28 protein-coding genes are annotated in these 24,646 nt (G+C 38.9%); 9 read left to right on the top strand and 19 right to left on the bottom strand.

Going from position 1 to position 24,646, the window contains the following annotated elements:
* Positions 1 to 100 precede the first annotated feature (100 nt).
* Together trhA and kam1_RS11105 are read left to right on the top strand one after the other, a co-directional pair.
* Entirely contained in the window at positions 101 to 517 is a 417-nt protein-coding gene (gene trhA / locus kam1_RS09940; protein WP_052250483.1) for a PAQR family membrane homeostasis protein TrhA, read from the top strand.
* Complete coding sequence (locus kam1_RS11105) at positions 505 to 726, top strand: hemolysin III family protein (protein ID WP_052250482.1); 222 nt, start codon at positions 505 to 507, stop codon at positions 724 to 726. The genes trhA and kam1_RS11105 overlap by 13 nt, the downstream gene beginning before the upstream one ends.
* Here kam1_RS11105 and kam1_RS09935 read toward each other — a convergent pair.
* On the bottom strand, positions 721 to 1,236 hold the full coding sequence (locus kam1_RS09935; protein ID WP_052250481.1) for an NUDIX hydrolase: 516 nt from the start codon (positions 1,234 to 1,236) through the stop codon (positions 721 to 723). The genes kam1_RS11105 and kam1_RS09935 overlap by 6 nt on opposite strands.
* Before the next feature lie 54 nt (positions 1,237 to 1,290).
* On the opposite strand from kam1_RS09935, the gene kam1_RS09930 reads away from it, so the two are divergent.
* The 4 genes from kam1_RS09930 to haoB all read left to right on the top strand — a co-directional run bounded on the left by kam1_RS09930 (position 1,291) and on the right by haoB (position 5,899).
* Positions 1,291 to 1,983 (top strand): hypothetical protein, encoded by a 693-nt coding sequence (locus tag kam1_RS09930; RefSeq protein ID WP_039721488.1) that lies wholly within the window; start codon positions 1,291 to 1,293, stop codon positions 1,981 to 1,983.
* A gap of 168 nt (positions 1,984 to 2,151) precedes the next feature.
* Positions 2,152 to 2,655, top strand: a complete 504-nt coding sequence (locus kam1_RS09925; RefSeq protein WP_039721487.1) for a YdbL family protein — start codon at positions 2,152 to 2,154, stop codon at positions 2,653 to 2,655.
* A 94-nt stretch (positions 2,656 to 2,749) separates the two neighbouring features.
* Complete coding sequence (locus kam1_RS09920; protein ID WP_143958429.1) at positions 2,750 to 4,897, top strand: multiheme c-type cytochrome; 2,148 nt, start codon at positions 2,750 to 2,752, stop codon at positions 4,895 to 4,897.
* A gap of 30 nt (positions 4,898 to 4,927) precedes the next feature.
* Positions 4,928 to 5,899, top strand: coding sequence for a hydroxylamine oxidation protein HaoB (gene haoB / locus kam1_RS09915; protein WP_143958428.1), 972 nt, complete (start codon positions 4,928 to 4,930; stop codon positions 5,897 to 5,899).
* 57 nt (positions 5,900 to 5,956) lie between these two features.
* On the opposite strand, the gene kam1_RS09910 is transcribed toward haoB, so the two are convergent.
* Genes kam1_RS09910 through kam1_RS09900 form a run of 3 tightly spaced genes read right to left on the bottom strand, consistent with a single transcriptional unit; the run spans position 5,957 to position 8,588 of the window.
* Positions 5,957 to 6,574, bottom strand: a complete 618-nt coding sequence (locus kam1_RS09910; protein WP_244946074.1) for a hypothetical protein — start codon at positions 6,572 to 6,574, stop codon at positions 5,957 to 5,959.
* Entirely contained in the window at positions 6,562 to 7,287 is a 726-nt protein-coding gene (locus kam1_RS09905) for a hypothetical protein (protein WP_235277243.1), read from the bottom strand. The genes kam1_RS09910 and kam1_RS09905 overlap by 13 nt, the downstream gene beginning before the upstream one ends.
* Before the next feature lie 53 nt (positions 7,288 to 7,340).
* The gene (locus tag kam1_RS09900) at positions 7,341 to 8,588 is read right to left on the bottom strand and encodes a bifunctional 3,4-dihydroxy-2-butanone-4-phosphate synthase/GTP cyclohydrolase II (RefSeq protein WP_039721482.1); all 1,248 of its coding nucleotides are present in this window, start codon (positions 8,586 to 8,588) and stop codon (positions 7,341 to 7,343) included.
* A 323-nt stretch (positions 8,589 to 8,911) separates the two neighbouring features.
* Between kam1_RS09900 and kam1_RS09895 the strand changes: the two genes are divergently transcribed.
* Positions 8,912 to 10,597, top strand: a complete 1,686-nt coding sequence (locus kam1_RS09895; protein WP_039721481.1) for a cytochrome c biogenesis protein — start codon at positions 8,912 to 8,914, stop codon at positions 10,595 to 10,597.
* Between the two features lie 45 nt (positions 10,598 to 10,642).
* On the opposite strand, the gene argH is transcribed toward kam1_RS09895, so the two are convergent.
* The 15 genes from argH to kam1_RS09820 all read right to left on the bottom strand — a co-directional run bounded on the left by argH (position 10,643) and on the right by kam1_RS09820 (position 22,635).
* Complete coding sequence (gene argH / locus kam1_RS09890) at positions 10,643 to 12,037, bottom strand: argininosuccinate lyase (RefSeq protein WP_143958427.1); 1,395 nt, start codon at positions 12,035 to 12,037, stop codon at positions 10,643 to 10,645.
* 3 nt (positions 12,038 to 12,040) lie between these two features.
* Positions 12,041 to 12,778: a pseudouridine synthase gene (locus tag kam1_RS09885; RefSeq protein WP_235277232.1), complete on the bottom strand. Its 738-nt coding sequence runs from the start codon at positions 12,776 to 12,778 to the stop codon at positions 12,041 to 12,043.
* Between the two features lie 14 nt (positions 12,779 to 12,792).
* Positions 12,793 to 13,728: a tRNA lysidine(34) synthetase TilS gene (gene tilS / locus kam1_RS09880; protein WP_039721479.1), complete on the bottom strand. Its 936-nt coding sequence runs from the start codon at positions 13,726 to 13,728 to the stop codon at positions 12,793 to 12,795.
* A 12-nt stretch (positions 13,729 to 13,740) separates the two neighbouring features.
* Positions 13,741 to 14,046: a DUF971 domain-containing protein gene (locus kam1_RS09875; RefSeq protein ID WP_039721478.1), complete on the bottom strand. Its 306-nt coding sequence runs from the start codon at positions 14,044 to 14,046 to the stop codon at positions 13,741 to 13,743.
* 74 nt (positions 14,047 to 14,120) lie between these two features.
* Positions 14,121 to 14,558 (bottom strand): ATP synthase F1 subunit epsilon, encoded by a 438-nt coding sequence (gene atpC / locus kam1_RS09870; RefSeq protein ID WP_039721477.1) that lies wholly within the window; start codon positions 14,556 to 14,558, stop codon positions 14,121 to 14,123.
* Between the two features lie 6 nt (positions 14,559 to 14,564).
* Positions 14,565 to 15,968: a F0F1 ATP synthase subunit beta gene (atpD, locus tag kam1_RS09865; RefSeq protein ID WP_039721476.1), complete on the bottom strand. Its 1,404-nt coding sequence runs from the start codon at positions 15,966 to 15,968 to the stop codon at positions 14,565 to 14,567.
* Between the two features lie 24 nt (positions 15,969 to 15,992).
* Positions 15,993 to 16,874 (bottom strand): ATP synthase F1 subunit gamma, encoded by an 882-nt coding sequence (gene atpG / locus kam1_RS09860; RefSeq protein WP_039721475.1) that lies wholly within the window; start codon positions 16,872 to 16,874, stop codon positions 15,993 to 15,995.
* A 23-nt stretch (positions 16,875 to 16,897) separates the two neighbouring features.
* Positions 16,898 to 18,451 (bottom strand): F0F1 ATP synthase subunit alpha, encoded by a 1,554-nt coding sequence (atpA, locus tag kam1_RS09855; protein WP_039721474.1) that lies wholly within the window; start codon positions 18,449 to 18,451, stop codon positions 16,898 to 16,900.
* A 53-nt stretch (positions 18,452 to 18,504) separates the two neighbouring features.
* Positions 18,505 to 18,900, bottom strand: a complete 396-nt coding sequence (locus kam1_RS09850; protein WP_039721473.1) for a F0F1 ATP synthase subunit delta — start codon at positions 18,898 to 18,900, stop codon at positions 18,505 to 18,507.
* A 30-nt stretch (positions 18,901 to 18,930) separates the two neighbouring features.
* Positions 18,931 to 19,461: a F0F1 ATP synthase subunit B gene (atpF, locus tag kam1_RS09845; RefSeq protein ID WP_039721472.1), complete on the bottom strand. Its 531-nt coding sequence runs from the start codon at positions 19,459 to 19,461 to the stop codon at positions 18,931 to 18,933.
* A gap of 12 nt (positions 19,462 to 19,473) precedes the next feature.
* Complete coding sequence (locus kam1_RS09840; protein WP_009061820.1) at positions 19,474 to 19,686, bottom strand: ATPase; 213 nt, start codon at positions 19,684 to 19,686, stop codon at positions 19,474 to 19,476.
* Between the two features lie 166 nt (positions 19,687 to 19,852).
* A complete protein-coding gene (gene atpB / locus kam1_RS09835) occupies positions 19,853 to 20,710 on the bottom strand; it encodes a F0F1 ATP synthase subunit A (protein WP_039721471.1) in 858 nt (285 codons plus the stop codon).
* 70 nt (positions 20,711 to 20,780) lie between these two features.
* Positions 20,781 to 21,155 carry a roadblock/LC7 domain-containing protein gene (locus kam1_RS09830; RefSeq protein ID WP_009061816.1) on the bottom strand — a complete coding sequence of 125 codons (375 nt, stop codon included), beginning with the start codon at positions 21,153 to 21,155 and terminating at the stop codon, positions 20,781 to 20,783.
* Positions 21,156 to 21,308: 153 nt separating this feature from the next.
* Positions 21,309 to 21,842, bottom strand: coding sequence for a GTP-binding protein (locus kam1_RS09825; RefSeq protein ID WP_039721590.1), 534 nt, complete (start codon positions 21,840 to 21,842; stop codon positions 21,309 to 21,311).
* Complete coding sequence (locus kam1_RS09820; RefSeq protein ID WP_039721470.1) at positions 21,835 to 22,635, bottom strand: DUF4388 domain-containing protein; 801 nt, start codon at positions 22,633 to 22,635, stop codon at positions 21,835 to 21,837. Before kam1_RS09820 ends, kam1_RS09825 begins: the two co-directional genes overlap by 8 nt.
* Positions 22,636 to 22,906: 271 nt before the next feature.
* On the opposite strand from kam1_RS09820, the gene nadC reads away from it, so the two are divergent.
* Both nadC and kam1_RS09810 read left to right on the top strand, forming a co-directional pair.
* Positions 22,907 to 23,791 (top strand): carboxylating nicotinate-nucleotide diphosphorylase, encoded by an 885-nt coding sequence (gene nadC, locus kam1_RS09815; RefSeq protein WP_039721469.1) that lies wholly within the window; start codon positions 22,907 to 22,909, stop codon positions 23,789 to 23,791.
* Positions 23,792 to 23,932: 141 nt separating this feature from the next.
* The gene (locus kam1_RS09810) at positions 23,933 to 24,643 is read left to right on the top strand and encodes a rhomboid family intramembrane serine protease (RefSeq protein ID WP_039721468.1); all 711 of its coding nucleotides are present in this window, start codon (positions 23,933 to 23,935) and stop codon (positions 24,641 to 24,643) included.
* Positions 24,644 to 24,646 lie beyond the last annotated feature (3 nt).

Here is a 24,646-nt window from a genome sequence, read left to right as displayed (position 1 = left end):
ACTGCCCTGTAAAAAAATAGTATTTTCTTATATTGTCCTATAGAGATAAAAAGTTAGCTGAAGGCTATTCAGTTTTTATGAATCATGAGGAACGGACATAGTGAAAAAAATCAGAGAGCCTTTTAATACCTATTCGCATGTTTTTGGGGCCATACTCTCTGTCATAGGCCTTGAAGTTCTCTTCTTTAAAGATTTGCGGAGTTCCATCAATCCATTGGATAATCTGATTTATGGACTCAGTTTGATCTTCATGTTTGTCTCCAGTAGCCTCTATCATTCTGTAGATATTACTTCTAAACTGCTTCCCTCCTTTAGGAAATTAGATCATTGTTCGATTTATATTCTCATTGCAGCTACTTATACGCCTGTTATTGTAAAAGCTGCCGATAAGGAATACAGGGTAATGCTACTTGCCCTTATGTGGGCGATAGCAATAACTGGTATTCTTATAAAAATTTTTTTTCCTATCCTTCTAGATGGTTATATACAGGATTTTATTTGGGAATGGGTTGGGTAGGAATTTTGTTTTTACCGAGAATCCATCTTTCAAAAGTTTCTTTGGATTATGCATTAAGTGGGGGGATAATTTATACAATTGGTGCTTTCAGTTACATTCTCAAATGGCCTCAAAGCAGGAATTTTAATTTCCATAATCTTTGGCATCTAATGGTTCTCCTCGGAAGCTTTTTTATGTATCTCATGGTGTACTCATTAGTTCCTTCATAACAGATGGCATTTTTTATAGCCGGTGAAACATTGCCATATATAGGCGAAAGCATTGGAAAAAGATTCAGGTTCAGTGGCTAATTTGAAGTTGATCCAGGAAAAGGAATAAAAGTTGCCTTCTGCAATTTCTTGAGGATTCAGTTGAAAGGGGCCGTTTGAAAACCCTAAATAAACCCAAATAAATTCATTTCCTGTCTTAGCATCTGCAGATAATTTGAAGAGTTTAATTAATGGTTGGTTAAGTTGCAAACCAAGTTCTTCAGTTAACTCTCTGTGAGCTGCCGTATCATAATCTTCTCCCGAAAGCACATGACCACTGCAAGAAGAATCCCAACAATTAGGATTTACATCCTTGAGAGGAGATCTTTTTTGAAGAAAAACTTCTTTGTTTTGATTTTGTAAAAGGATATGTACCGCACGGTGCTTTAGTTTTTTCAAATGCACATTTTGCCGAGTGTCTTTCCCAATGATCTTATCTTTGTCATCAACAATATCAAAATATTCTTCCATAGTAATAAATAGCTTCTTGATGCTGGAATTAAAACTGCTTAATAAATAATTGAAATGAACCCAAAAATCACTCACATAACCGAAAAAGATATTGAAATTCTAGCACAAAAACTTGGGAAAAACCAAAAAGAAAAGATAGCTTTAATCCATCTCCTCAAGCAAGAACCTGAGAAGATTGATCAGATTTTGGATTTTGAGTCCATAAAAAGATACATCCTTGAAGCTCCTAGTCCTATCCCCATATCTGCTCAACTCTACTTTCAGTATTTAGGTAGACTTGCCTTGGGTAAAAGAGGACTGAAAAATCAAGAATTAATTTCCTATATTACAAAACTGCTTATGCGATTTTTGAAAATGGACTCGTTAGCCCCTTTCTACCGACTAGGGAGTCGAAGAAATTTTGTGAGAATGTCTGATTTGCTTTTATCTTTGGAGAAAACGGCAGGTTCCATGCAGGCTTATCGACTACATCATTTTATCGCCGATTATTCTCTATTTGTTTGTGGCCTATTTAAAGAAAATATAGAACGATGCTGGAATGGATCGCCTGGCATGGAATTTTATGAAAGCCTTGGCATGCGGAGTTATGCCCTAGCAGCAAGTTATCCGGAAGCCCAAAAAAATAGCTTGCAAGGTATTTTTTCCTTTCTTTCTGCTGCCTTTAAAGAAGTGCGATTTGCTTTGAATGAAATTCAGGAGCAATTTTTTCACTTTTCTGATATATCTCCTTCACCCTACGATTCATAGAAAGACCCAAACTATTCCCTTTTGTCCTCTCTAGAGATTGCCATTTGATTCTAAGTGAAGAACCTTTCTTGTTGTTGCAACAATGATTTTTTTGAAATTGCCTCTGTATAGACTTATCCGCAATTATCCCCTTGCTTCTTGTAGAGGCTTCTTGTTAAACGGATAATCATGGGCTCAGAGAGTGAATATAGGGCTAAGGTTTTGTGGATTGGGGTATTTTTTGTTTTCCTCCTCATAGTAAACGGCTGTCGTTCTGTGCGAATATCTCCCAAGCAACCCAAGCTTTATGATGTTAATGCTTCTGTGAATGTAAAAAGCCCTCCTATTCAGCAACCTTTCTATTCTTATCATTCCATTCAGGAAAGGCGAAGAATGAGAATGGGTGAAATTCAAGCATTGAAAAACAACAGAATGATTGGAGAAGGAAAAGATGGCTATCTTCACATAGTGAAGAGCACTGAAGATGAAGAATACAGAAATTATATTCAAAAAATCGTTGACGAGGAAAATCGTGACAGACAAATCCTCTATAATCTAGAAGCAAAAAAAAGTGGGAAGGAGATATCACAAATAGAAAAAGAATATGGGCAAAAATGGCAATCTAGAGCCTTCAAGGGAGAAATGATTGAAGAGGAAGATGGATGGAAAACAAAAACCGAAGACTTCTTCTAAAAACAAATCTTTCGTTTTGAGATAAAAATAATTAATAATATTTGCCGTTACGCAGATGATAATTATGATAAGTTTCTAAATATTTTGGAAACCGATGAGATGGGCATTTGGCTTTCTTTTTTTTCTCTTATTTTGTTCTTTGAGCAATCTTGTTGCTCAAGTAACCACTACTCAGGGGAAAATTGTTTTGGATCAATGGTTGCAAAATCTCACTACACAGTATGTACTGACTGAAGAGCCCCCGCTTTCTAGAGAAAAAGAACAAAAGGAATTTATTCGTGGTCAGGAACTATTCAGCCGGAGTTGTATTGGTTGCCATCAACAAAGTGGACAAGGATTAGTCGGATCTTATCCCCCTCTTGTGGGACATGTGCCGAATATTGTAAACTCAAAAAATGGTAAAGAATATCTTATCGATGTCGTGCTCTATGGTCTTGAAGGTCCCATTCAAGTCGGTACTCAACAATACGACGGATCAATGCCTGGTTGGGGAAAAGTATTCGATGATCAACAGCTAGTTGATGTCCTCAACTATGTTTTATCTGCCTGGGGCAACAAAGAAAAACTGGCTTCCGATAAGTCATTCATCAGTCTGGATGATATTAAGAAAGAAAGAAAAAAAGTGTTGAGTCCTTCAGCTGTTTTAGCTTTAAGACCTCACAATCTTTCTAGTTCCTACGTCAAGAAGCCGGAAGAAGATCTCAAAGAGCTAATAAAAAATTATGACGCCTCTCATCCAGGGAAAGGAATTCATGCGCAGTATTGGGAACCAATCCCTATGGAAATGTATTGGAATCCAAAAAACTTTTATCATCCGCCTCAAAGTATCAAAGGCGAGGTCAGTCGTTCTGATTGCTTGGCCTGCCATAAAACAGTAACCCCAGGAGTATTTCATGCTTGGGAAAACAGTATACATGGCAATCTTGAGGCAATAAGAAAACTCTCGGATCAGGACCCTAAAGCTTATAAAAAGAAGGAACTAGCAGAGGTGGAAAAACAGCTTCACTCTCAAGGAATACTCAAAAATCATGAGCAGCTTAAAGAAGTCTCTTGCATCGACTGTCATGGATCCATAGGTGCACAGAAAATACGCCATGATGTCGATCTTCATATGCCTGATAGAGTGACATGCGGTAGTTGTCATGTGCGACAATTTGCTGAATCAGAATCGGAACGTAAACAAAAGTGGCCTCATAATGAATGGCCTCAAGGTCATCCCTCTCATGCTGTAGATTGGGAAGCAAATGTGAACTTGGCAGCTTGGGCAGCCATGTCTGAAAGAGCTGTAGCTCAAGGCTGTGATATGTGTCATTATCAACAGAATCGCTGTGATGGATGCCACACACGGCATAGTTTTTCAGCTGCAGAGGCCCGTAATCCTCTTTCATGTGCAACCTGTCATAATGGAGTGGACCATAATGAATTTGAAAATTACATGCTTTCAAAGCATGGGACCATTTTTCAGGCTCAAGCTAAGAACTGGAATTTTGATGTTCCTTTAAAAGATGCTATCGCCAAGGGTGGATATACTGCTCCAACCTGTGCGAGTTGCCATTTTGAATATCATGGGGAGTACAGCCACAATTTGGTAAGAAAAGTCCGTTGGGCCTTTAATCCCACCCCAGAAATTGCCCAGGGCATTAAGGAAAAACAGCCTTGGTACCAACAAAGGAAAGAAGATTGGATAGCCACATGTTCGGCTTGCCATTCTGCTCGGTTTGCAGGAGAATGGTTAGAGACAGCCGATCAGGCGATCTTTGATGGATTAAAAGTTCAGGAAGAAGCAAAAAAAGTTATCGAAGCTCTTTATAAGGATGGACTGTTGGTTGGACAAAAAACGAACCGTCCTGTCCCTCCCCCTCCCGAAAAGGACGCTCCTGGTGCTTTTTTCCAGCTTTTTTGGGCTAAGGGAAACAATCCAAGTCATGTTGAACGAGTGTATGCTAATATGTGGGAACATGACATGATTCAACACTATAAGGGAGTCATGCATGCCAATCCTGGAGGTTTTACTTATTCGGCTGGTTGGAGTGTATTGCTTGAAAGATATACGGAGATTATGGATGAAAATACAAGGTTAAGAAATAGACCTCATGAATCTCAGCTTTCAACAGGAGATCATACTTCTCTTTTATCTAGTAAAGCAAAACTCCTATTTGGTATTATTGGATCGAGTGCTGGGATCATCCTTTTAAGTTCATCTTTTGGGAAAAGCTTTGGGAATAAAAGGAAAAAAAAGTAATTTTTAATTTTATTTTTTTAATTCAAAAAATTGCCTACAGAAGAAACTAAAAATTTTTTTCTAAAAAAAAGAGGACCAGTTTTTTGGGGATTGATTCTATTTGCTGGTGGGATTGTGTTAATCCTCCAAAGCCTTTGGAGCAATCACGAAAAAAAACGTGAACCCTTGATTAAAATTGAAACGAAGGACTCCCAATTTCTATCCTTGCCTACATTCTTCCCAGTCCAAAAGTATTGGCATTATGCTTTTGGAAATAAAGGCCATTTTTGGATCGCACAATATCTCGACTCGCAAAATACGAGCTGTTTTGCTAGGGTTTTTCCTCCAAAACCGATTGGTTCGGAAATTGACGATGTGCTCAATCGGATATGGATAGAGGCCATGCGATCGGTTAACGCACATGCTCCATCCAATGCTCTTTTCATAGGGTGGTGGGATGTCTCACAAAGGTTAAAACTCTTTACAGGAAAGGAAATATGGATTGAAAGCTATGATTCGACAGTAATCCCAAAAGATGGATTGAAGATGCTTGAAGAAATGTTTGGAGCTCCAAAAGAAACAAATCGATTGAGCATTTTAGCAAAATCTTATGCTGCCAATGCTGTGGAAGGATTGGAAATTTTGAAAAAAGCCTTACCGCAGAGCCGTCCCCTCTATCTATGCATTACTACTGAAGACATTTCTAATCTGGCTTTGGCTTTTGGCCAATCTCCTCAATCGATGGGATATGATTGGCGAGTCTTTCCAAGAGCCGGAACAGACATCCATGGATTGATTCCTATGGTTATGAAATGGGTCAATGAGAAGGAATCTGCTGGATATATGATCCAAGAACTGCCTTCGCATGACATATTGGTTTGGAGAGCGGACAAAAAAGCGAAAGAAAGCCTACTTGGAAGACTTTTGCCTTTAACTACTTCCATTGCCAACCCTCTTCCTGGAGTAAGACGTTTGTATCAATCTTCATGGGGAGGCTACCTACAATTTTATGCATTGGAATAGCCTAAAGACTCTATTGTTGATCCTACCAATCGTTTTGAGCCCGCAGCGTTATGAAGTTTATTGGACGTTTCTCCTAGGATTCCATTCTTCAGGTATGTGAGCAAATCGAGAAGGAGGGCCAGGCTTCCTTGTTAAAGGTTTTGCTGGACCAATGGGTTCGATCATTTCTGGAACAAAAACTTCTAGTAACTCGTTTGTGTGCGGATCATACACTTTATAATCAGCAATGTAGCCTCTCATCCGATATTCGAAATTATCATCGGCAGCCTTTTTTTTAAGCTTTCTCCAAGGAGCGACAACGCCACCAGGCGTTTCTTTTAGGGCAATCCAATGCGCATCTTTCCAGTCTTCGTTAGGTTTTTTAACCCAACCCCATCCGCTCCCATGCTTGTCAACAGCTCTATGCCCTATATAGTCTTCTACAATGATACCGGGAGGCGGTTTTAAAGGCTCTTTTGCGTATTGTGCTGGAGGAAAGATCAGTTTTTCTTTTTCACGGTTTGCGTTTGTTCCATTGGCATTAGATTGTTGTTCTTCTTGATAACCAGGAGGAGAAGGGATTGGAAGATGTGGTATTTGTGGGTCGGCGGTCTCTTCTCCATAAAAGGGTTCCTTAATTAAAAAGAAAAACAGACTAAAAAATAAAAAGGCTAGGAGTCTTCTCATTGAGTCCATCGACCAGTTTTTGATAAGAACGGCAAACTAGCACTTGTATAATCTGTTTTGCCTACGGCCCCCACCATTGGTATGCCAAACCTTTTTTTCCATCTTTGAGAGAAAAATTCTCCAGAATGACAACCCCAGCTTTTTATAGTCGCTTTTTTAGTAAAAATTTTCTTTTCAATTAAAGACAATTCTTTCTCATGAAGGAATTCTTGAGAAAGATTATCAAATTGCGAACTGTAATCGAACATAAAACAAGCTTTGTTAGAATGCCCAAAATAATCAAAATTTCCAATCGGTTCTCGTTTTCTGTCTTTCCCAAAATTCAGATAATTGACAAGTTCCTCTTTTGTATCAAACCAAAAAAGTTGCACCCCAAGAGCATCTGCTTGAGATACAATCTGTGAAAGTATATCAAGCTTTTCTTCTTGACTCCTTCTTTGATAGGCAGGGCGAAACACAAGCCAACTAATTTCTACGTTTTTAGGTTTGGATAATTGGAGTTGCTCAATGCGTGCGACAGAGGCTCGAATAAAATTCCCCCAGTACTTGTCGTGAGAATCTGCTTTACCATGCTCAAAAAAACGTAAAGCAGGTCCACCGCTAACGACAATCCATTCTTCGGGTTTGTCTTCATTGGAGCCGCCATAGGCAGCAGGAAAAAGCAAAAAGAAAGCACAACTGCCAGCAATGAACAAAAAGCCCAATCTCCCTAGATGATTCAAGCAGCTGATTATTAGCTTTTGTACCCTCAGCCCTACCATCTTAACACACAACCTTATTTTTCCTCGGATGAATCTATTAATTCTTTTGGAATTAAATGTCCAAGCTTATCTACTTTTGTTCGAAGATAATTTCTGTTATGATCATTGGCTTTGACATGCAATGGAATTCGTTCCACAATTTCTAGTCCAAAACCTTCCAAACCAATTCGTTTGACTGGATTATTTGTCAAAAGTCGAATTCTGTGAATTCCCAAAGAACGCAAAATCTGACAACCAATGCCATAATCTCTATTGTCGGCAGCGAAAGCCAAAGCCAAATTAGCCTCTACTGTATCCATTCCAGCATCTTGAAGTCTATAAGCCTTGAGTTTATTTAAAAGTCCGATTCCCCTCCCCTCTTGCTTTAAGTAAACAATCGCTCCTTTTCCTTCTTTTTCTATGGCAGCCATTGCCATTTCCAGTTGCTGTCGGCAATCACATCGTAAAGAATGGAAAATTTCTCCAGTCAGGCACTGAGAATGAACTCTAACCAAAACAGGTTCTTGGGGATCCCATTTTCCTTTGATTAATGCCAAATGCTCTTCATTTGTTAAAACATTTCTAAAGGCTAACAGTTGAAAATCACCAAATTCGGTAGGAAGATTCACGGAAATGACTTTTTCTACAAGGGATTCTGTTTGGGTACGATAGGCTATGAGATCTTTGATCGTAATTATAGGCAAGTTATAAGTTCTAGCAATTTTTTTTAGGTCTTCTAGTCTGGCCATTGTGCCATCATCCTTCATAATTTCAACAAGAACACCTGCAGGGTTTAAACCACTGAGTCTGGCTAAATCGACTGCAGCTTCTGTATGGCCTGCGCGCATTAAGACTCCACCCGGAGAAGAACGCAGTGGAAAAATATGCCCTGGTCTTCTGAAATCTGTGGACAGAGAGTGAGGATGCGATAAAGCTCGAATCGTTTTTGCTCTGTCATCGGCCGAAATACCCGTCGTCGTTCCTTTTATATAATCGACTGATATTGTAAAAGGAGTACCATAGAGGGCAGTGTTATCTTTAGGTTGCACCATTAAAGGTAAGTTGAGTCTGTCAGCTTGTTCTTGCGTGATAGCTACACAAATAAGGCCACGGCCGACTTTTGTCATGAAATTAACCATCTCTGCATGACAAAGCTCAGCGGCTCCAATAAAATCGCCTTCGTTTTCTCTATCTTCGTCATCGACTACGATGACCAGTTTACCCTGTCTGAAGTTCTCTAAAGCTTCTGGAATGGAGCTAAGGTTGTTATGATATTCCGACATCTTTTGAGAGTAGATAAAATAATTTTATAGACTACACAAAGTAAAAATATTTGTTGTTTTCAACTTTTTATCTGAACTTTGAAATGTCAAATATAAATTTTCTTCTCTCTTTGTTGCAAAGATAAGAAAGAATTGGCTTTGTATCAAGGTATACTAATTAAATTCCCTAAGCTCTTGACTCAAAGAGAACAGCCTTTACAGTCTGATAGTATGTGATAGCTCTTTTCTCTTTAGAACACTTTGTCCCTCCTCTATAAAAAGAGGAGAAGAGGATTATAATTTTTGTTTTACTATTCACTCGTAATTACTATCTTTTTACTATCATGATCAATAGAAGTGGTCTAAGGATTTTTCTTATCATTTTATGCATACTTCTTCCCTCAACCCTCCTAGGGAAAGAACTGAATCAATTTTCTCAAATAGCCATTCAGCATGGAGGAAGAAAAAAGCCTTTAACAGTTTTTGCGCGTGAAATTTTACTTTCTCTTAGTGGCAGAGACTCAATAAAAACCCTTGAAGGAGAAAAAGTAGGCAGTACCGATTTTGTCTTATCTTTGTGGTTTCATCCTGAAGGCTGGGAAAGGCAGCCCGTTATCCTTGTAGACAATCCCTTGTTAAGAAAAGATATTGGAATAGATTCAGCAAAGAAACTCTTCTCTTTTCAACAGCTTAGAGAAAATAATCTTTTTAAAGACTTTGTAGTGAAACATCTTCATAGGCCAGAAGCCGAAGGTGCCTCATTGAATCCAGAAGAAAAAGAGGCGATGGCTGTTTCCGGTAGATTGAAATTATTTGAAGAGTTATATTCAGGAGAGATTTTCCACGTGATCCCCAATCCCTTGGATCCAAATAAAAAATGGGTTACGATTGAAAATGCAACTCAGTATTATCCTCAAGGACTTTCCGAATCACTCCTTGTCATTTTCGATTCCATGAAAAGAGCCTATCTTCAAGGAAATTTTAGTAAAGCCCAAGAAGAAGCTTCTTTGTTTTCTAAACAACTTAAGGATTATGCTCCTAGGATATATCCTTCAAATGATTCGCTTCTTTTCGAACATGCTTACACGGTCTTAAATCCCTGGAAATGGACGTTGATTTGCTATGGGATAGCCTCCCTTGTTTTTCTTTTATCTCGAGGATGGCAGCCTGAATTAGGGTATAGAATTGGCTGGGGATTTGCCGTCTTCGGTTTCTTGTTTCATGTATATGGATTTGTCTGCAGAATCCTCATTGCGGGTCGTCCACCCGTGAGCAATATGTATGAATCAGTTGTATGGGTTTCTTTTGGGGTGATGTTCTTTGCTCTTGTTTTTGAAGCGATTTATCATTCCAGATTCTTTCTTATGGCTGCCTGCCCTTTTGCAGCAATCTGTATGATGCTCGTGGATTCTCAGCCTTTAATCTTTGATCCCACTATCCAACCTCTTGTCCCGGTTTTAAGGAATAATTTTTGGCTTACTATTCATGTATTGACAATCACTTTAAGCTATGCAGCTTTTGCTCTCGCCCTCGGACTAAGTCATATTTATTTATGGAATACCTCTAAAAATGCAGGCATGGGAGGATTCCAAAAAGGGGTATTAGCAAAGTATATTTACAGGTCTCTTCAAATAGGCGTTTTTTTGTTGGCTGCTGGAACAATATTAGGAGGCGTCTGGGCCAATTATTCTTGGGGCAGATTCTGGGATTGGGATCCAAAAGAAACATGGGCCTTAATTACGCTTCTTTGTTACTTGGCTGTACTGCATGGTCGAATTGCTCATTGGTGGGGAGAGTTTGGACTGGCGGTGGGCTCTGTCCTTTGCTTCCTTAGCGTGTTGATGGCATGGTATGGAGTAAATTTTGTTCTGGGTAAGGGTTTGCATAGCTATGGGTTTGGTAGCGGAGGGATAGGCTATGTCCTGCTCTATGTCTTTCTTGAAATCAGTTTTGTTGCTTACTGTTTGTTGAAATATCGATTGAGGAAAAAAGAACAACAAAATCCTCCCCCTTCTCCCATCCAGGTTTGAATACTCTCTTCAATTAGAGTACTAATCAAATGATTTATTTTTACTTTATAAAGCATTGGTCGTTTTTAGCCGCTCTTTCCAATGTGCGATCCTTTGCCTGACAGAACTTGGGTTAGGAGCCCCGATGGTTTTTTTTCTATCCAAAGATTTTTGTGGATCAAAAAGCTCTTTCCAAACCTTAGGAAGATCCGGATGGATCCGAGATAAAACTGACTCTGGCGCCTCTGATAATAAAATGGAATTTTTTTCGCAATAACCAATGAGTTCACCAACTTTATGATGAGCTTCCCTAAAGGGAACCTGCCTTTGCACAAGCCAATCAGTAATGTCTGTGGCAAATAGAAGGGGATCTTTCGCTCGTTCCAAACAATTAGCCGTCTTAATGTTTAGTTCCGGTATCATGGCTATAAGAATTTCAAGACTGCTTTCAATTGTATCAGCAGAATCAAATAAAGGTTCTTTATCCTCTTGCAGATCCCGGTTGTAAGTCAAAGGTAACGATTTCAATAGGATGCATAATCTATTGAGATTAGCGATCAATCGTGCTGATTTCCCACGGAGTAGTTCAAAAATGTCCGGATTTTTTTTATTAGGCATCAGACTAGAACCAGACGAAAAGGAATCAGGTAATTCTAAAAAGCCAAATTCACTACTCGACCAAAGAATCATATCTTCAGCAAACCGCGAAAGATGGATTCCTAAGGATGCTCCTCCATAAAGAAAATCTAGAACAAAATCGCGATCACTTACCCCATCCATTGAATTTTCTGATACCTTACTAAAGCCCAACAACTTGGCTACATATTCTCTGTCCAAAGGCAGGCTACTTCCTGCCAAGGCACCACTGCCTAAAATTAAAACATCCGCGCTTTTATAACAGGCTAAAAACTTTTCTTTATCTCTTTCGAGCATTTCGACATACGCAAGAATCTGATGAGCAATTGAAACGGGTTGAGCCCGCTGGAGATGGGTGTAGCCAGGAATAACTAGGTCTGTATACTTTTCAGCCCATTGGACCAGTATGGCTTGGAGTCGACAGAGAAGATTGAAAATTTTTTGGACTTCCTCTTTGACCCACATACGCATAGTAGTAGCTATTTGGTCATTTCTGCTTCTTGCCGTATGGAGTTTTAAGCCAGCTTTTGTTTTTTGAGTCAGGGCATACTCAATGTTCATATGAACATCTTCGTGCTCCATCGACCATTGAAACTGTCCCTGCTCTATTTGATGGGAAATTTCCGATAGTGCGCTTTGGATTTCCTCGCTTTCTTTTGAGTCGATAATTCCTATTTTTTCAAGCATTCGCGCATGAGCAATACTGCCTTGGATATCTTGATAGTATAATCGCCAATCAAAACTGATTGATTGGCTAAAACGAGTAAATAAGGAAGAGGGTTTTTCATGAAAACGTCCTCCCCAAAGGGCTTTGTCAGCATTCATAGTTTAAATACTATTGGGTTGTTTTATTTGAGCAGCTTCAATGGCTGCATAAAGCAAATCTATTTCTTTCTTAGTTAATCGACGGTATTGACCAATATAAAGCCCCTTGAGAGTTAAAGGACCTAAGGATATTCTTTGTAGTCTGGTAACCTTATAGCCAAGTATTGATAGCATGTTTCGGATCTGTCTCTTGATCCCTTGGGTTAAGATTATTTTTAGCTTGTTTTTCTCTTTGATTTGAACATCTTGAACTTTTGCGATTTTACCCTCCATATACATGCCTCTCAGCAATGCTTTTTTACTGTTTTCGTCGAAAGGAGTAGCAAGACTAACCAAATAAGTTTTAGGAATGTGAAATTTCGGATGCAGTATTTTATTGGCCAGAAGACCATCATTGGTCAAAAGAATAAGACCTTCACTATCCTTATCGAGTCGGCCAACATAGAAATATTTCTGAAAGGATGGAGGTAGGATATGGTAAATGGTCCTTTCTCCAATGAGCCCTGTCTTACTGCATAGGAATCCTCTGGGCTTGTAAAAGAGAATATAATCCTTTTTAAGGGGATACAGAATTTGACCATTGATCTCAACTTTATCCTGAGGATTTATTTTGACTGATAGCGATCTAACTATTTTGTCATTTACTTTGACAAGACCAGAACGGATAAAAGCTTCACAACTTCTCCTGGATCCTAGACCACAAGAAGCAAGATACCGGTTGATTCTAATGGGTTCTACCATGCGAGGATTTTCTTTCATTGATGTGTCAAAACAAGTTCGTCGTTTTTAAAAATTACGGCTAAATTTCTACTTAAATTACATTTTTTCTTGCCCTTTTTTCCAATCATTTCCCTTATCGATTCAATGTCTTCAAAACTGATATCTGCTACTCCCCTTTTTTTAAGCCATAGCCCTATCGCTAATCTTTGTTTTCCAATCGGTGCTTTCTCTAGATCAGAAAAGCGAAGCGATGGACCACTGGCTATTTCTTGTGTGAGCTGCATAAGCCACTTTTTTTCTTCTCTTAATATCTCACAAAATTTCCAAAGAGACTTTTTTACTGACTTGGAAAATCTGTTTTCTAAAAATGGTATTAATTCTTTGCGAATTTTGTTCCTTAAATAGAGCGCATTGTCGTTGGTTTCATCTTCTCTCCAGCAATATAGGTTTTTTTTGGCAAAGGCTATAATGTCTGCTTTCCAGAAATCTAGAAAAGGCCTATATATGGTTAATTTTCCAAAAGAACTTATTTTATCCATTCCCCATCCTTTTGTGCCCGTGCCGCGAAGTAGTTGCATCAAAAATGTTTCTACTTGATCATCTGCATGGTGAGCTAATACCAGGTTATAACAGTTTTTCCTTTGGGCGGTATCAATAAAAAATCTAAAACGCTCTTCTCTTGCTCCTGCTTCTGTTTTCGGAAAACTTTTTTCAGATTTTTTTTTAATAAACTCTACATTTAGTTTTTTCGATAATTCCTCAACAAGTTTTGAATCTAACGTTTCGTCTTTTCTCCATCCATGTTCGAAGTGCAGTACGATGGGTTTTTTCCCAGCCTCAACCAAGCTGTGTAAGAGAACTATAGAATCGACACCACCAGAAATTCCGCAAAGAACAACCTCTGGAATAGATTTTAAGGATTCTGCAAATGGATTGTTTTGAATATGCTTCTTTGTAAGCACTTTTTGCATGGCTTAGTTTTTTTACTCCTTTTCTTTGCCAAGTTCTAACAGCAGAGAAAAAGGATAAATGCCACTTTGATGTCCATCGCCCCAAAGACATTGTAAAGCATAACTGCCAACCATCCGTATTTCTTTAAGTTCCATACTTTTGGGTCCAAAAGCAATCTTTGGAGCTTTTACCTTAGTCAAAATGGTGCTTTCCCCTTGACATAAAGCACAAGGACAGTTTTTTCTTAGTTTTTCAAGAGCAATTAAAGACTCTGAGAGATCATTCCACTGGATGGCTAAATAATTTCCAACGATTTCAACGCGCTGAGGAATAATCATCTATAGATAAAAAAGCTGAAATGGGAAAAGCTGCAAACAAGTTAAAATCGTTTTTTATCCAATGCAAACAAAACTTAGCTAGGTGTTATCGGTGGGGCTCCAGTGCCATGTCTTCTTCTCTTGACTTTAAGTTGAGCCATTGACTTCAGAAGCATGGCTTGTGTAGCTGCAAGTTCCTCTTCTCCAAGTAGCTTTTGTTTTATAGCAGCCTGAGCACGAGCTATAGCCTCTTCGACTTTTTTCTCCTCGATTTCTTCTTCTCTTAATGCCATATCGACCAAAATGGATACATCTTTTGCTGTTATCTTAACAAAACCTTCACCAATTGCCAGGTAAAATTTCTTACCACCATTTTTCGTATAAGATAATTCCCCAGGTGCAATTTGAGTAATCAATGGCTCATGATTTGCGTATATACCCATCTCGCCATCAATACCCGGTAAAGTAACCTGTTCGACTTCCTCTGATAATGTCACCCCTTCAGGAGTAACGAGTCGCAAAGTAAAGCTCATGGGACATCAAGATCGAATTTGATCGATGGTTCCTTTCATATAGAAATTGCCTTCAGGGACATCGTCATGCTTACCTTCTAGAATTTCTTTGAATCCTCGAATTGTTTCGCTAATAGGTACATACTGTCCTTTAATACCTGTAAAAACTTCAGCTACATGAAATGGTTGGCTTAGAAAGCGTTGAATCTTTCTAGCCCTATAGACCGTTAGTTTATCTTCAGGGGAAAGCTCATCCATTCCTAAAATAGCAATAATGTCCTGTAAATCTTTGTATCTTTGAAGCACCCGTTGAACGCCTCTAGCCACTTCATAATGCTCTTGCCCGACTATCTCTGGTGCTAGTGCTTTTGAAGTGGAAGCTAAAGGATCTACGGCTGGATAAATGCCTTGTTCGGCTATCGATCTTTCAAGAACAATTGTCGAATCCAAATGCGCAAAGGTATTTGCTGGAGCAGGATCTGTCAAATCATCAGCGGGAACATAAACGGCTTGAAACGAAGTAATCGATCCTTGCCGCGTCGAGGTAATTCTTTCCTGTAGAGCGCCCATCTCTGATGCCAATGTGGGTTGATAACCTACTGCACTGGGAGTTCGGCCAAGAAGGGCTGATACTTCAGAACCTGCTTGAGAAAATCGAAATATGTTATCGATGAACAACAAAACATCCTGTTTCATCTCATCCCTAAAATATTCTGCCATAGTTAGCCCAGAAAGCCCTACCCTTAATCTTGCTCCAGGCGGCTCATTCATCTGTCCATACACTAGGGCGACTTTTGATTTCGATAGGTCTTCCAAATCGATCACTTTGGCTTCAGACATTTCATTATAAAGATCGTTACCCTCGCGGGTACGTTCTCCAACCCCAGAAAATACAGAAAATCCTCCATGGGCTTTAGCAATATTGTTGATGAGCTCCATTATAACCACAGTCTTGCCCACGCCAGCTCCCCCAAAAGCTCCAACCTTTCCTCCTCTGAGGAATGGACAGATCAAATCAATAACTTTAATACCAGTTTCAAGAATGGTGGCTTTGATGTCTTGGTCCAATAAGGATGGAGCTGGCCTATGGATAGGCAGTCGTTTTTCTGCTCGCACCTCTCCTTTTTCGTCAATAGGCTCCCCAAGGACATTGAAGATTCTTCCTAAAACTTGAGGTCCCACTGGCACCGATATAAAATTTCCAGTGTCCTCCACCTCCATTCCTCTTTTTAAGCCATCGGTGCTTGACATCGCTATGGTTCTCACCCAACCATCCCCAAGATGCTGTTGCACCTCTAAAATCAAGGTTGTTGGTTGTCCTTCTTTTTGATAATTAATCTTTAAAGCATTATAGATAGGTGGAACCTCTGTATCTGAAAATTCCACGTCTACTACCGGACCGATAATTTGAACGACCTTTCCTTTTTTCATCGCTTCTTGTTGTTGATAATTATATTATCCAATCGCGTATTGTGCTGTTGAAATTTCTAAAATTTCTTTTGTAATCGATTCCTGTCTAGCTTTGTTATATTCCAAAGATAAATCCTGTAATAAACTTTTAGCATTTTCTGTTGCACTTTTCATAGCAACCATTCTGGCGCTATGCTCAGAAGCCAAATTATCAAGTATTGATTGATAGATTTCCAGATGGATGTAAAAGGGCAAAATGTTATCCAGAAGTTCTTCTGGAGAGGGCTCAAAATTAAAAGGGACAAAGTTTTCTGGGGTAGTCTCTTGAGTATTGTCTTTTTTCGTTAACTCTACTTGACTGATTGGAGCAATACGTCGGTAGATAGGATGTTGTACTAAAGGATTAACAAAATGGGAATAGGCAATCGATATGGCATCGATTTCTTTGTTTAGATATTTTTCTATTAGGAAATTGCCGATTCTCTTGGCTTCACGAAAGGAAAGGTTATCTTTGAGCTCAAAATCTGCTAAAAGGAGGTTCTCTCCTTGATTGCCCTTCAGCAAAGCCAGATAATTTCTTACCTTTTTGCCCATACTTACATAACGATGGTTTGGATTGTGGCGCTTCTGAATTTCACGCAACAAATTTGTATTCAATGGACCACATAACCCTTTATCGGTTCCTATGACAAAAACAGCTTCTCTTTGTATAGGCCGTGCTTGAAGCAAAGGATGCCTTAGCTGACCAGCCTGAGGAACAAGGCTTTGAACAATTTCTTGAAAAAGGTTTTGATAGGGCCTTCCTTCTATGGCTCTTTGCTGCGCTTTCCGCATTTTGGATGCCGCCACCATTTGCATCGCCTTGGTGATTTGTGCGGTATTTTTAATAGACCTGATTCGTCTACGTATTTCCCTAGTTGTAGCCATATACAATACTAGTCAGGTTGTGCTTATTCCACTAGACTCTGAAAGAAATTATCAAGGGCTCCCCGAAGAGATTTGATTATATCGTCGTCCAGGGCCTTTTTAGTCTTTATAGCCTCTAAAATAGTTGGCTCTCTGCTCTCCAGATAATCCACAAGTCTTGTCTGCGTTTGCTTGACTTTATCTAAAGGAATCTTGTCAAAATATCCATTTTGAACTGCCCATAAAACAGCTACCTGCAATTCGACCGAAACGGGAGAATATTGAGACTGCTTAAAGACTTCTACGATACGACTTCCCCGATCCAACTTAGCTTTCGTTGCAGGATCTAAATCCGTTGCAAATTGAGCGAAAGCTGCAAGTTCCCTAAATTGAGCCAGTTCGAGTTTTATTTTCCCAGCTACCTGTTTGACCGCCTTTATTTGTGCCGAAGAGCCAACACGAGATACTGATAGTCCGACATTAATGGCAGGCCGAATCCCTTGATAAAACAGATCGGTCTCCAAATAAATTTGTCCGTCGGTAATGGAAATGACATTTGTTGGGATGTAGGCAGAGACGTCCCCTGCCTGCGTTTCAATAATTGGCAAAGCGGTTAGACTTCCCCCTCCATTTGCTTCATTTAGTCTAGCTGATCGTTCTAGTAACCTGGAATGAAGATAGAATATGTCGCCCGGATAAGCTTCTCTTCCTGAGGGGCGTTTTAAAACAAGTGAAATTTGTCTATATGCAGCCGCATGCTTCGATAAATCATCATATACAATTAAGGCATCCATTCCATTTTCCATAAACCATTCCCCAATAGCTGTCCCAGCAAATGGAGCGAGGTATTGCAAAGTAACCGGATCTGAAGCAGCAGCTACGACAACAATAGAATAAGGCAGCGCACCATATTTTTCTAAAGTATCAATAACTCTAGATATATTTGAATTTTTCTGCCCTACAGCAACATAAATACTATACAATGGCCTATAGTTTTTCTCATTTTCATAGGCTTTGTTCAGACGTGCTTGATTAATAATAGTATCAATAGCAATGGTTGTCTTTCCAGTAGACCGATCTCCAATAATAAGCTCTCTTTGGCCTCTACCAATTGGGATCATTGCATCGATAGCAATAATTCCCGTTTGTACTGGTTGATTAACACTTCTGCGCTTGATAATCCCAGGAGCTATTCTTTCCATGGGATAGGTTGTGCTTGCCAATATAGGTCCTCTGCCATCAAGTGGTTGGCCAAGGGGATTGATCACCCTTCCTAAAAGTTCTTTTCCAACAGGAACCCGAAGTAGCTGGCCGGTTGTTCTTACTTCATCTCCCTCCCGAATTGCTAGGTAGTTTCCAAGAACGACACCGCCCACTTCTGTTTCTTCTAAGTTTAAACAAAGTGCTCTTATTGGCTGTCCAAATTCGTCCAATCGTTGGGGAAATTCTATAACTTCGTTCATCCCTGCGTCGCTAAGCCCCTCAATTTTTACAACCCCATCACCAATTTCCCTAACGATACCAACGTTCGTTTTCCCTATTTCAAATTTAAGTTCCGATATTTTTTCCTCTATTTCTTGGAGTAAGGGAATATCCATATATAAATCTCCTTTTTAAAAATAGCCTCCAGATAGAATTCCACAACACCTAATTACTTACTTAATAGTGTCTCGATGTTTTTCAATTTATAAGCAATCGATCCATCCCATACATCACAACCTACTTGGATTCTAACTCCACCAATTAATTCTGGACAAATCTGATATTTTTTTTCTAAAGCAGGTCCAAAAGATTTCTCTAACTTTTCAAAAATAGATTTTCCTTGATCTGGAAGTTCGGCGGCACTTTGCACCACATAGGTTTTTTTTGCTACTTCATTAGCAAGCAATTGCTTCAGCCATTCGAGAATTTCAAGATAGTGCCGAGGCTTTTCCTGAGCCAATTTGTTTAGGATCTCTTTAAGTTTTTCCTCATCAATAGAACCGTTGTTTTGACAAAACCTAAAAAGTGCTTTTGCCTGTCGTTTTGCTTCCCTACTGATTTTCATTTGCTTTTTTCATAACGAAGCTTTCAGACATTAATTACGAGAAAAAATATTCTCCTCCCCTCTTTGAGGGATTTTGCTGAGGACCTCATTTTTTAATCGTTCCTGATCTTCCGCTGAAAGGGTTTTGCCAATAACTTTTGAACTAATGTCGATGACAAGGTTTAAAATTTCCCTTCGTATCTCTTCCTTTGCCTTTTCCCTTTCTAGTCGAGCGGTCTCTTCAGCTTTTTTAAGGATTCTCTTTGCTTCTTCAATTGCTTCTAGAATTTTTTTCTCTCCCTGATATGCAGCAGCTTTTTGTGCTTCAGCAACAATCATGGCTGCTTGCTCATTTGCTTTACGCAAGATTTCCTTTCTTGCTTCTTCTGCTGCGGCTAATTCTTGTTTGATTTTTTCTGCATTTTGCAGGCTTTCGGCTATTTTTTCTCTCCTTTGTTCCAGTATTTTTAGTACGGGTCGAAAGGCAAACCGATTCAGCACCCACAGCACGATGACAAAATTAATAATCTGAGCAATAAGCTTATTCCACTCAATCCCAAGCTGATGTAAAGTGTTTTCCATACAATACCCGGTTTACTTTCCAACCACGAAGAAAACCAATATGGCTAACCCTTCAGACAAGGCCATTCCAAGCAAAGCAGTAGTAAATACGAGACCAAAAGATCCCGGATTTCTACCAATGGCCCCTGCTGCACCTAATGCAGCTAGACCTACACCCACAGCACCACCTAAAGCAGCCAACCCTATGGCTACATTTCCAGTTACCATTTGAGCTAAGAACAACATGTTTAATCTCCCTTATGTTTTATTATTTGAAGTTTTTCTTTATTGATTTTTATATTCTATGACAAGCACATGAAAACAAGTAGCTGCTTCATGTGTTTATCATTGTAAATTTTTAAGACGGCTTCAATGATCACATACCCTATACAGATTATTATCCCTGCTTTCCTTATCCTTCCTTTGACTCTCCTTCTCCAAAATGAGAGCAAAGGGTTCCTGTAAAAACAATAGAAAGCAACGTAAAGATTAATGCCTGAATAATAGCTACCATGAATTCAAAAAAATAAAAAGGAACCGCTGGCAGCCCCCATAATATTCCCGTCATCATATGCAGAACTGTCTCTCCCCCATAGATATTCCCATAGAGCCGCATGGCTAACGCTACGGGGCGTATGAGAATGGAGATGATTTCCATAAATCCAACGGCGGTAAAAAGAACGGTCAATGGAATTACAATCCATCCCTTAAATCCACCCTTTACACCAAATATATGATGGAGCACTCCTTTAATCCCATGATGATAACGAAATGCCCAAAAGGTGCTCATAATAAAGAATATCAACGCCATCGCTGTCGTCATATTCGCGTCCGAAGTCGGAGGCCTGAATATGGGAACGGAGGTATGTTTTATAGCAAATGGAAGGTGTCTAGAAGGGTCTTTTTCTCCAAAACCGATGCTCCCTACCCCTGGGATTAAATCAGTTATATTAGAAAACACTATGAATATAAAATAGGTCGCAACCAGTGGGAAGGCCCAATCGGCTACTTTTGGTTCAAGCAACCCTTTAGTTAGTTTTTCTAAACCCTCTACAGCAGCTTCTATGGCGTTTTGAAGACCACTTGGAATGAGGGATAGCCGCAAGGTGCCTAGGCGAATAATTAAAAATATCACCCCCATCACTATCCAAGTTTGGATCATAGAACTAGTAACAGGCAAGAAACCTATCCAAAATAAGGTTTCTGCCGCAGGCTGCACAAGGGGCTCCACTTTGCCCTCAGACAGTGATTCAGTAGCCCAAAAAATCATTGGTTGTTTTTTTTAAATAAGTACAATTTAAAGTCAAGTAAAAATTTTAATAATATCCGCTATGGTGCTTTTACATACCACGATTAAGAATAGCAGCAATTTTGCTGGCAGCATCTCTTGCTTCTAGATGAATGAGTCCAACATTCCCACCAGTTTTGGTAATCACTCCAAGAACCGCTTTGCCGCCAGCTGAATAAATAAACATTTGTCCTTCTGATCCCGATACCGTGTTTTCCTTAAATTCCCCACCCCCATACGTTTCACAAATTCGTTTTCCTAGACCTAAGGCTGTTGCTGCCATTGCAGAGAGTCGATTAGGATCGCCTGAGCTAAGAGAATGAGCTACAGGAAGTCCATCAGTGGTTGCAATTAATGCTGCAGTAATTTCTGGGACAGCACTCCGCAGTCCCCCTAATACGATATTTAACTCCTCTGATATCGACATTGTTTAAGGCTCCTTTTTATATGGTTAAAATAAAATTAAAACTTTCATAATTGTCTTCTTGGAATAGATCAAGAAAAATAGATGGATTTTTTTTAATACAACTCCATGATTTTTCAACAATTTAAAAAGGAATTTAACAATAGGTCCCTTAATTTATCCTTCTATTTCTTTTTCAATGATCTCAAACAATCTGACAAGAACATCTGTGGCACTATTTTCATCTAAAGCATTGATACCCACACAGAGAAAAGGATCAATTTCAAGATAGTCTGCTACCTCGGCAGGTGTCCAGACTTCAGCAAGATCTTGATGGGTCACTCCTAAAATATAGGGAATGGTTAATTCCGTTAGGAATTTGTCATGCATTTTTTTCAATAAAGGGAGTTGTTCAGGATCATGCCCTCCTACAAGCATAATGACCCCTAAGGCACCCTGCCTGAGGATATCCCATGTAAAATCGAAACGATCTTGCCCTGGAGACCCAAATAGATGAATCGAATATCTATCCAGATTGAGTGATCCATAATCCATAGCCACTGTGGTCTCTTTTTTTCCTTTTGCGTTTGTACATGGAACATCGGTTGTTAAAACTTCGGACTGGCTTATGGAACGGATAAAAGTAGTTTTTCCTGCTCCAGATGGACCCGTTACGAAAATTTTTATATTCTGATTTTTATGGTTATTCATACATCTTTCTAAAGAAGTTTTTAAAACCATAAATCAATCTTCGGAGCAACCCTTTTTTAATGTCTTGTTGATCAGAATGATAAATTTGGATTGCAGTGGTCGAAGATTCGTAAGGGAGAGGTGGTGGATTGGATCCAGTCGCAGCGGAATCCGGACCAATATTTAAAATGGCATGGGTATTTTCAATGCTGTTTAAATCAGATCGGTCAGAAATAGGTAAATAAAAAGTCCTTTTTTTGCTTGCTGTCTTGATCATGTTCAAAAGTCGTAATGTATAGATATAGAATAAGATGTCTTCGAGCTCAATGGGGAGATTTTTGGCTAATTCCTTTGCACTAGAGCCTTTGGAAAAGAAAGGTTCCGCTTCTATCCAAAAAGAAAAAAATTCACTGCCTATCCAACTTGGGTCATTCCCTGTAGAAAGAAAAACAGTTTCTGGATCTGGAAAAAAAATAGGCAGATTCTTTTGATACATTGCCCGGAGAGCATGCAAAGAGGCGATGATAAGCTGCACGGCTGGCAGCGAAAAAGAAACATTATCTTCTTGTTGTTCTATTTCCTTAAAAATAAAAAAGCTCTCTTCTTTTTGGGATAATTCCAGAAGAATCGATTTGAGTTCAAAGGTATCCCCAATTGGAATATCTTGTTTTTCGGCACCTAAAAATTGACGTCTTGAAAAGCGAAATCTATAAAGCTTATTTTCTGGGGATTTTATTTCTAAAACACCGCTTTTTACCCCTATCATTCTAACAATTTGAGGAAGCGGAATCGATTTTATTTTCCCAAAGAGCATATTTTAGTTGTAATCTTAGCTTGTATTTGAATAAAGTTTATCAAAAAGAAACAAAGAAAAAATTTTATTCTTTTCTTTTTTGCCTTTATCTTAAAGGCAGTGGCGATTTCAAAATATTTTCAAGCATCGTAATTTCTTAAAATTAATAAATTAGAAAAAAATATTAATAATTACCATATTTTCCTTAGACTGCAAAAAGGCTTTTCTATTTTGCCTTTCACACTATAAATGACTAAATTAGTCTTTTTAATAATTAATTAATAAGAAAAAAATGGAAAACAATAATTTTCCAAGTTATTCTATTCCATATTTTCTTCTAAAAGAAGTCATCAAACGTTCTTTAGAAGAAGATATAGGAAATGGGGATTTAACTTCCTCTCTCTTAATACCTAGAAATGAAAAAGCAAAGGCGCATATAATTGTCCGAGAAGAGGCAGTGTTAAGTGGTCTTGAAGTGGCTTGTCAGGTATTTTCTTATATCGATCCTTCTCTTCATTGCGTTTCTTTTTTTATGGATGGTCAAAAAGTAGAAAAAAACACTCCCATTATTGAAATCAGTGGGAATGCTCAAGCACTTTTGATGGGAGAAAGAGTGGCTCTAAATTTTTTGTCTCATCTTTGCGGCATCGCCACATTGACTCATCGTTTTGTTGAGGTTCTTCGAGAATCAAAGACAAAAATTCTTGATACACGAAAAACTCTTCCTGGCCTTCGGTTCTTACAGAAATACGCTGTCTTGTGCGGGGGAGGAGCGAATCATAGATATTCTCTTAGTGATCATATTCTTATTAAAGATAACCATTTAAGCCTTATAAGAAGAAAGATGGGAGAAAGCTGGCTAGAATGGTTGCAAGAAAAGCTCACTATCATCCGGTATCGCAAGCCATTGGTTAGAATAGAAATCGAAACTAAAACCTTAGAAGAGCTCTCCTGCATTTGTACTTTATCTCCAGATATCATAATGCTTGACAATATGGAGCTGAATCAGATTTCAGAAGGAATGAAAATTATAAATCATAAGGCTCTAGTTGAAGTCTCTGGAAGAGTCAATTTAGAAAAGTTACAAGCAGTGGCTCGATTAGGAGTTGATTTTGTCTCCCTTGGGCTTCTTACACATAGTGCTCCTGCGATAGATATTTCTATGGATATTCATTGATCAAGTAGCTGAAACCACAAGAGAATCTATCTGAAAGCAGTTGATTTTTGCCTTTTTAACAGCCATCTTAGAAAAACCATTAATTTTGTTTGAAAGGCACAAAAATAACAAAATGCGTTTTTTGCCGAAACGAAGGATACAATGAAAAAAGACAAGATGGTTTTATTGAAGGACTTTTCTTCCAATGATTTTTTCAAAACGTTGCCTTGGTTGACTCAAGCTTTAGTCACCTTCCTGTTTATTGTATACTTTATTCAGATCACCTTTTTGTTCATTTTTGGTTCCACTTGGTTTAGATCTTCTTTTGCTTTGACGACAGAAGGCGTTGCCCATGGGAAGATTTGGGAATTTTTGACCTATGCCTTTCTCCACGATGAACTCGAACCACTCCATCTTCTAACCAATGCCATAGCCATTTATTTTCTTGGGAACCAACTGGAGAAAGTTCTTGGGCATTTCAGGCTGGCGCTTCTTTTTGTTGGTGGAGCTATTGCTGGAGGATTGGGGTGGTATTTTTTTGGAGGGCCCATGCATGAGCCGGGCTTGATAGGAGCCAGTGGTGTTGTTTTTTCTTTTTTGCTGGCTTTCGCTTTTTGTCTTCAAGAAATTTGGATAAGATCCTTGACTTTCCATTATGATATTCAATCAAATCGGTTCATTTTTAACCCTACTTTTTTTCTTTCCATTCAAGTCGTTGTACTTATATTCGTCATTTTTGAAGCTATTTGCCTTGTCTTTGACATTCCTACTGGCTCTTCCCATACTGCCCATTTGGCTGGGGCTATATTTGGATATCTTTATGTTAGGCTTTGGCCAATAAAGCCATTGGCTAACACTAAAAGTGCTTCTTAAGTC

The sequence above is a fragment of the Methylacidiphilum kamchatkense Kam1 genome (assembly GCF_007475525.1).
Taxonomy (GTDB): Bacteria; Verrucomicrobiota; Verrucomicrobiia; order Methylacidiphilales; family Methylacidiphilaceae; genus Methylacidiphilum; species Methylacidiphilum kamchatkense.
Note: the sequence above shows the minus strand (reverse complement) of the source record. Positions and strands in the feature narration are given on the sequence as shown.

Excerpts from the sequence above, each read along its gene's own strand:
- atpC (WP_039721477.1), bottom strand. The coding sequence starts at position 14,558 with ATGAGCTTTACTTTGCGACTCGTTACTCCTGAAGGGGTGACATTATCA.
- kam1_RS09825 (WP_039721590.1), bottom strand. The coding sequence starts at position 21,842 with ATGAATAACCATAAAAATCAGAATATAAAAATTTTCGTAACGGGTCCA.
- kam1_RS09925 (WP_039721487.1), top strand. The coding sequence starts at position 2,152 with ATGGGCTCAGAGAGTGAATATAGGGCTAAGGTTTTGTGGATTGGGGTA.
- atpG (WP_039721475.1), bottom strand. The coding sequence starts at position 16,874 with ATGGCTACAACTAGGGAAATACGTAGACGAATCAGGTCTATTAAAAAT.
- kam1_RS09895 (WP_039721481.1), top strand. The coding sequence starts at position 8,912 with ATGATCAATAGAAGTGGTCTAAGGATTTTTCTTATCATTTTATGCATA.
- atpD (WP_039721476.1), bottom strand. The coding sequence starts at position 15,968 with ATGAAAAAAGGAAAGGTCGTTCAAATTATCGGTCCGGTAGTAGACGTG.
- tilS (WP_039721479.1), bottom strand. The coding sequence starts at position 13,728 with ATGCAAAAAGTGCTTACAAAGAAGCATATTCAAAACAATCCATTTGCA.
- kam1_RS11105 (WP_052250482.1), top strand. The coding sequence starts at position 505 with ATGGGTTGGGTAGGAATTTTGTTTTTACCGAGAATCCATCTTTCAAAA.
- kam1_RS09875 (WP_039721478.1), bottom strand. The coding sequence starts at position 14,046 with ATGATTATTCCTCAGCGCGTTGAAATCGTTGGAAATTATTTAGCCATC.
- nadC (WP_039721469.1), top strand. The coding sequence starts at position 22,907 with ATGGAAAACAATAATTTTCCAAGTTATTCTATTCCATATTTTCTTCTA.
- kam1_RS09840 (WP_009061820.1), bottom strand. The coding sequence starts at position 19,686 with ATGTTGTTCTTAGCTCAAATGGTAACTGGAAATGTAGCCATAGGGTTG.
- atpA (WP_039721474.1), bottom strand. The coding sequence starts at position 18,451 with ATGGATATTCCCTTACTCCAAGAAATAGAGGAAAAAATATCGGAACTT.
- atpB (WP_039721471.1), bottom strand. The coding sequence starts at position 20,710 with ATGATTTTTTGGGCTACTGAATCACTGTCTGAGGGCAAAGTGGAGCCC.
- atpF (WP_039721472.1), bottom strand. The coding sequence starts at position 19,461 with ATGGAAAACACTTTACATCAGCTTGGGATTGAGTGGAATAAGCTTATT.
- kam1_RS09820 (WP_039721470.1), bottom strand. The coding sequence starts at position 22,635 with ATGCTCTTTGGGAAAATAAAATCGATTCCGCTTCCTCAAATTGTTAGA.
- kam1_RS09910 (WP_244946074.1), bottom strand. The coding sequence starts at position 6,574 with ATGGACTCAATGAGAAGACTCCTAGCCTTTTTATTTTTTAGTCTGTTT.
- kam1_RS09830 (WP_009061816.1), bottom strand. The coding sequence starts at position 21,155 with ATGTCGATATCAGAGGAGTTAAATATCGTATTAGGGGGACTGCGGAGT.
- kam1_RS09850 (WP_039721473.1), bottom strand. The coding sequence starts at position 18,900 with ATGAAAATCAGTAGGGAAGCAAAACGACAGGCAAAAGCACTTTTTAGG.
- kam1_RS09920 (WP_143958429.1), top strand. The coding sequence starts at position 2,750 with ATGAGATGGGCATTTGGCTTTCTTTTTTTTCTCTTATTTTGTTCTTTG.
- kam1_RS09900 (WP_039721482.1), bottom strand. The coding sequence starts at position 8,588 with ATGTCGGAATATCATAACAACCTTAGCTCCATTCCAGAAGCTTTAGAG.
- kam1_RS09885 (WP_235277232.1), bottom strand. The coding sequence starts at position 12,778 with ATGGTAGAACCCATTAGAATCAACCGGTATCTTGCTTCTTGTGGTCTA.
- kam1_RS09935 (WP_052250481.1), bottom strand. The coding sequence starts at position 1,236 with ATGGAAGAATATTTTGATATTGTTGATGACAAAGATAAGATCATTGGG.
- kam1_RS09810 (WP_039721468.1), top strand. The coding sequence starts at position 23,933 with ATGAAAAAAGACAAGATGGTTTTATTGAAGGACTTTTCTTCCAATGAT.
- argH (WP_143958427.1), bottom strand. The coding sequence starts at position 12,037 with ATGAATGCTGACAAAGCCCTTTGGGGAGGACGTTTTCATGAAAAACCC.
- kam1_RS09930 (WP_039721488.1), top strand. The coding sequence starts at position 1,291 with ATGAACCCAAAAATCACTCACATAACCGAAAAAGATATTGAAATTCTA.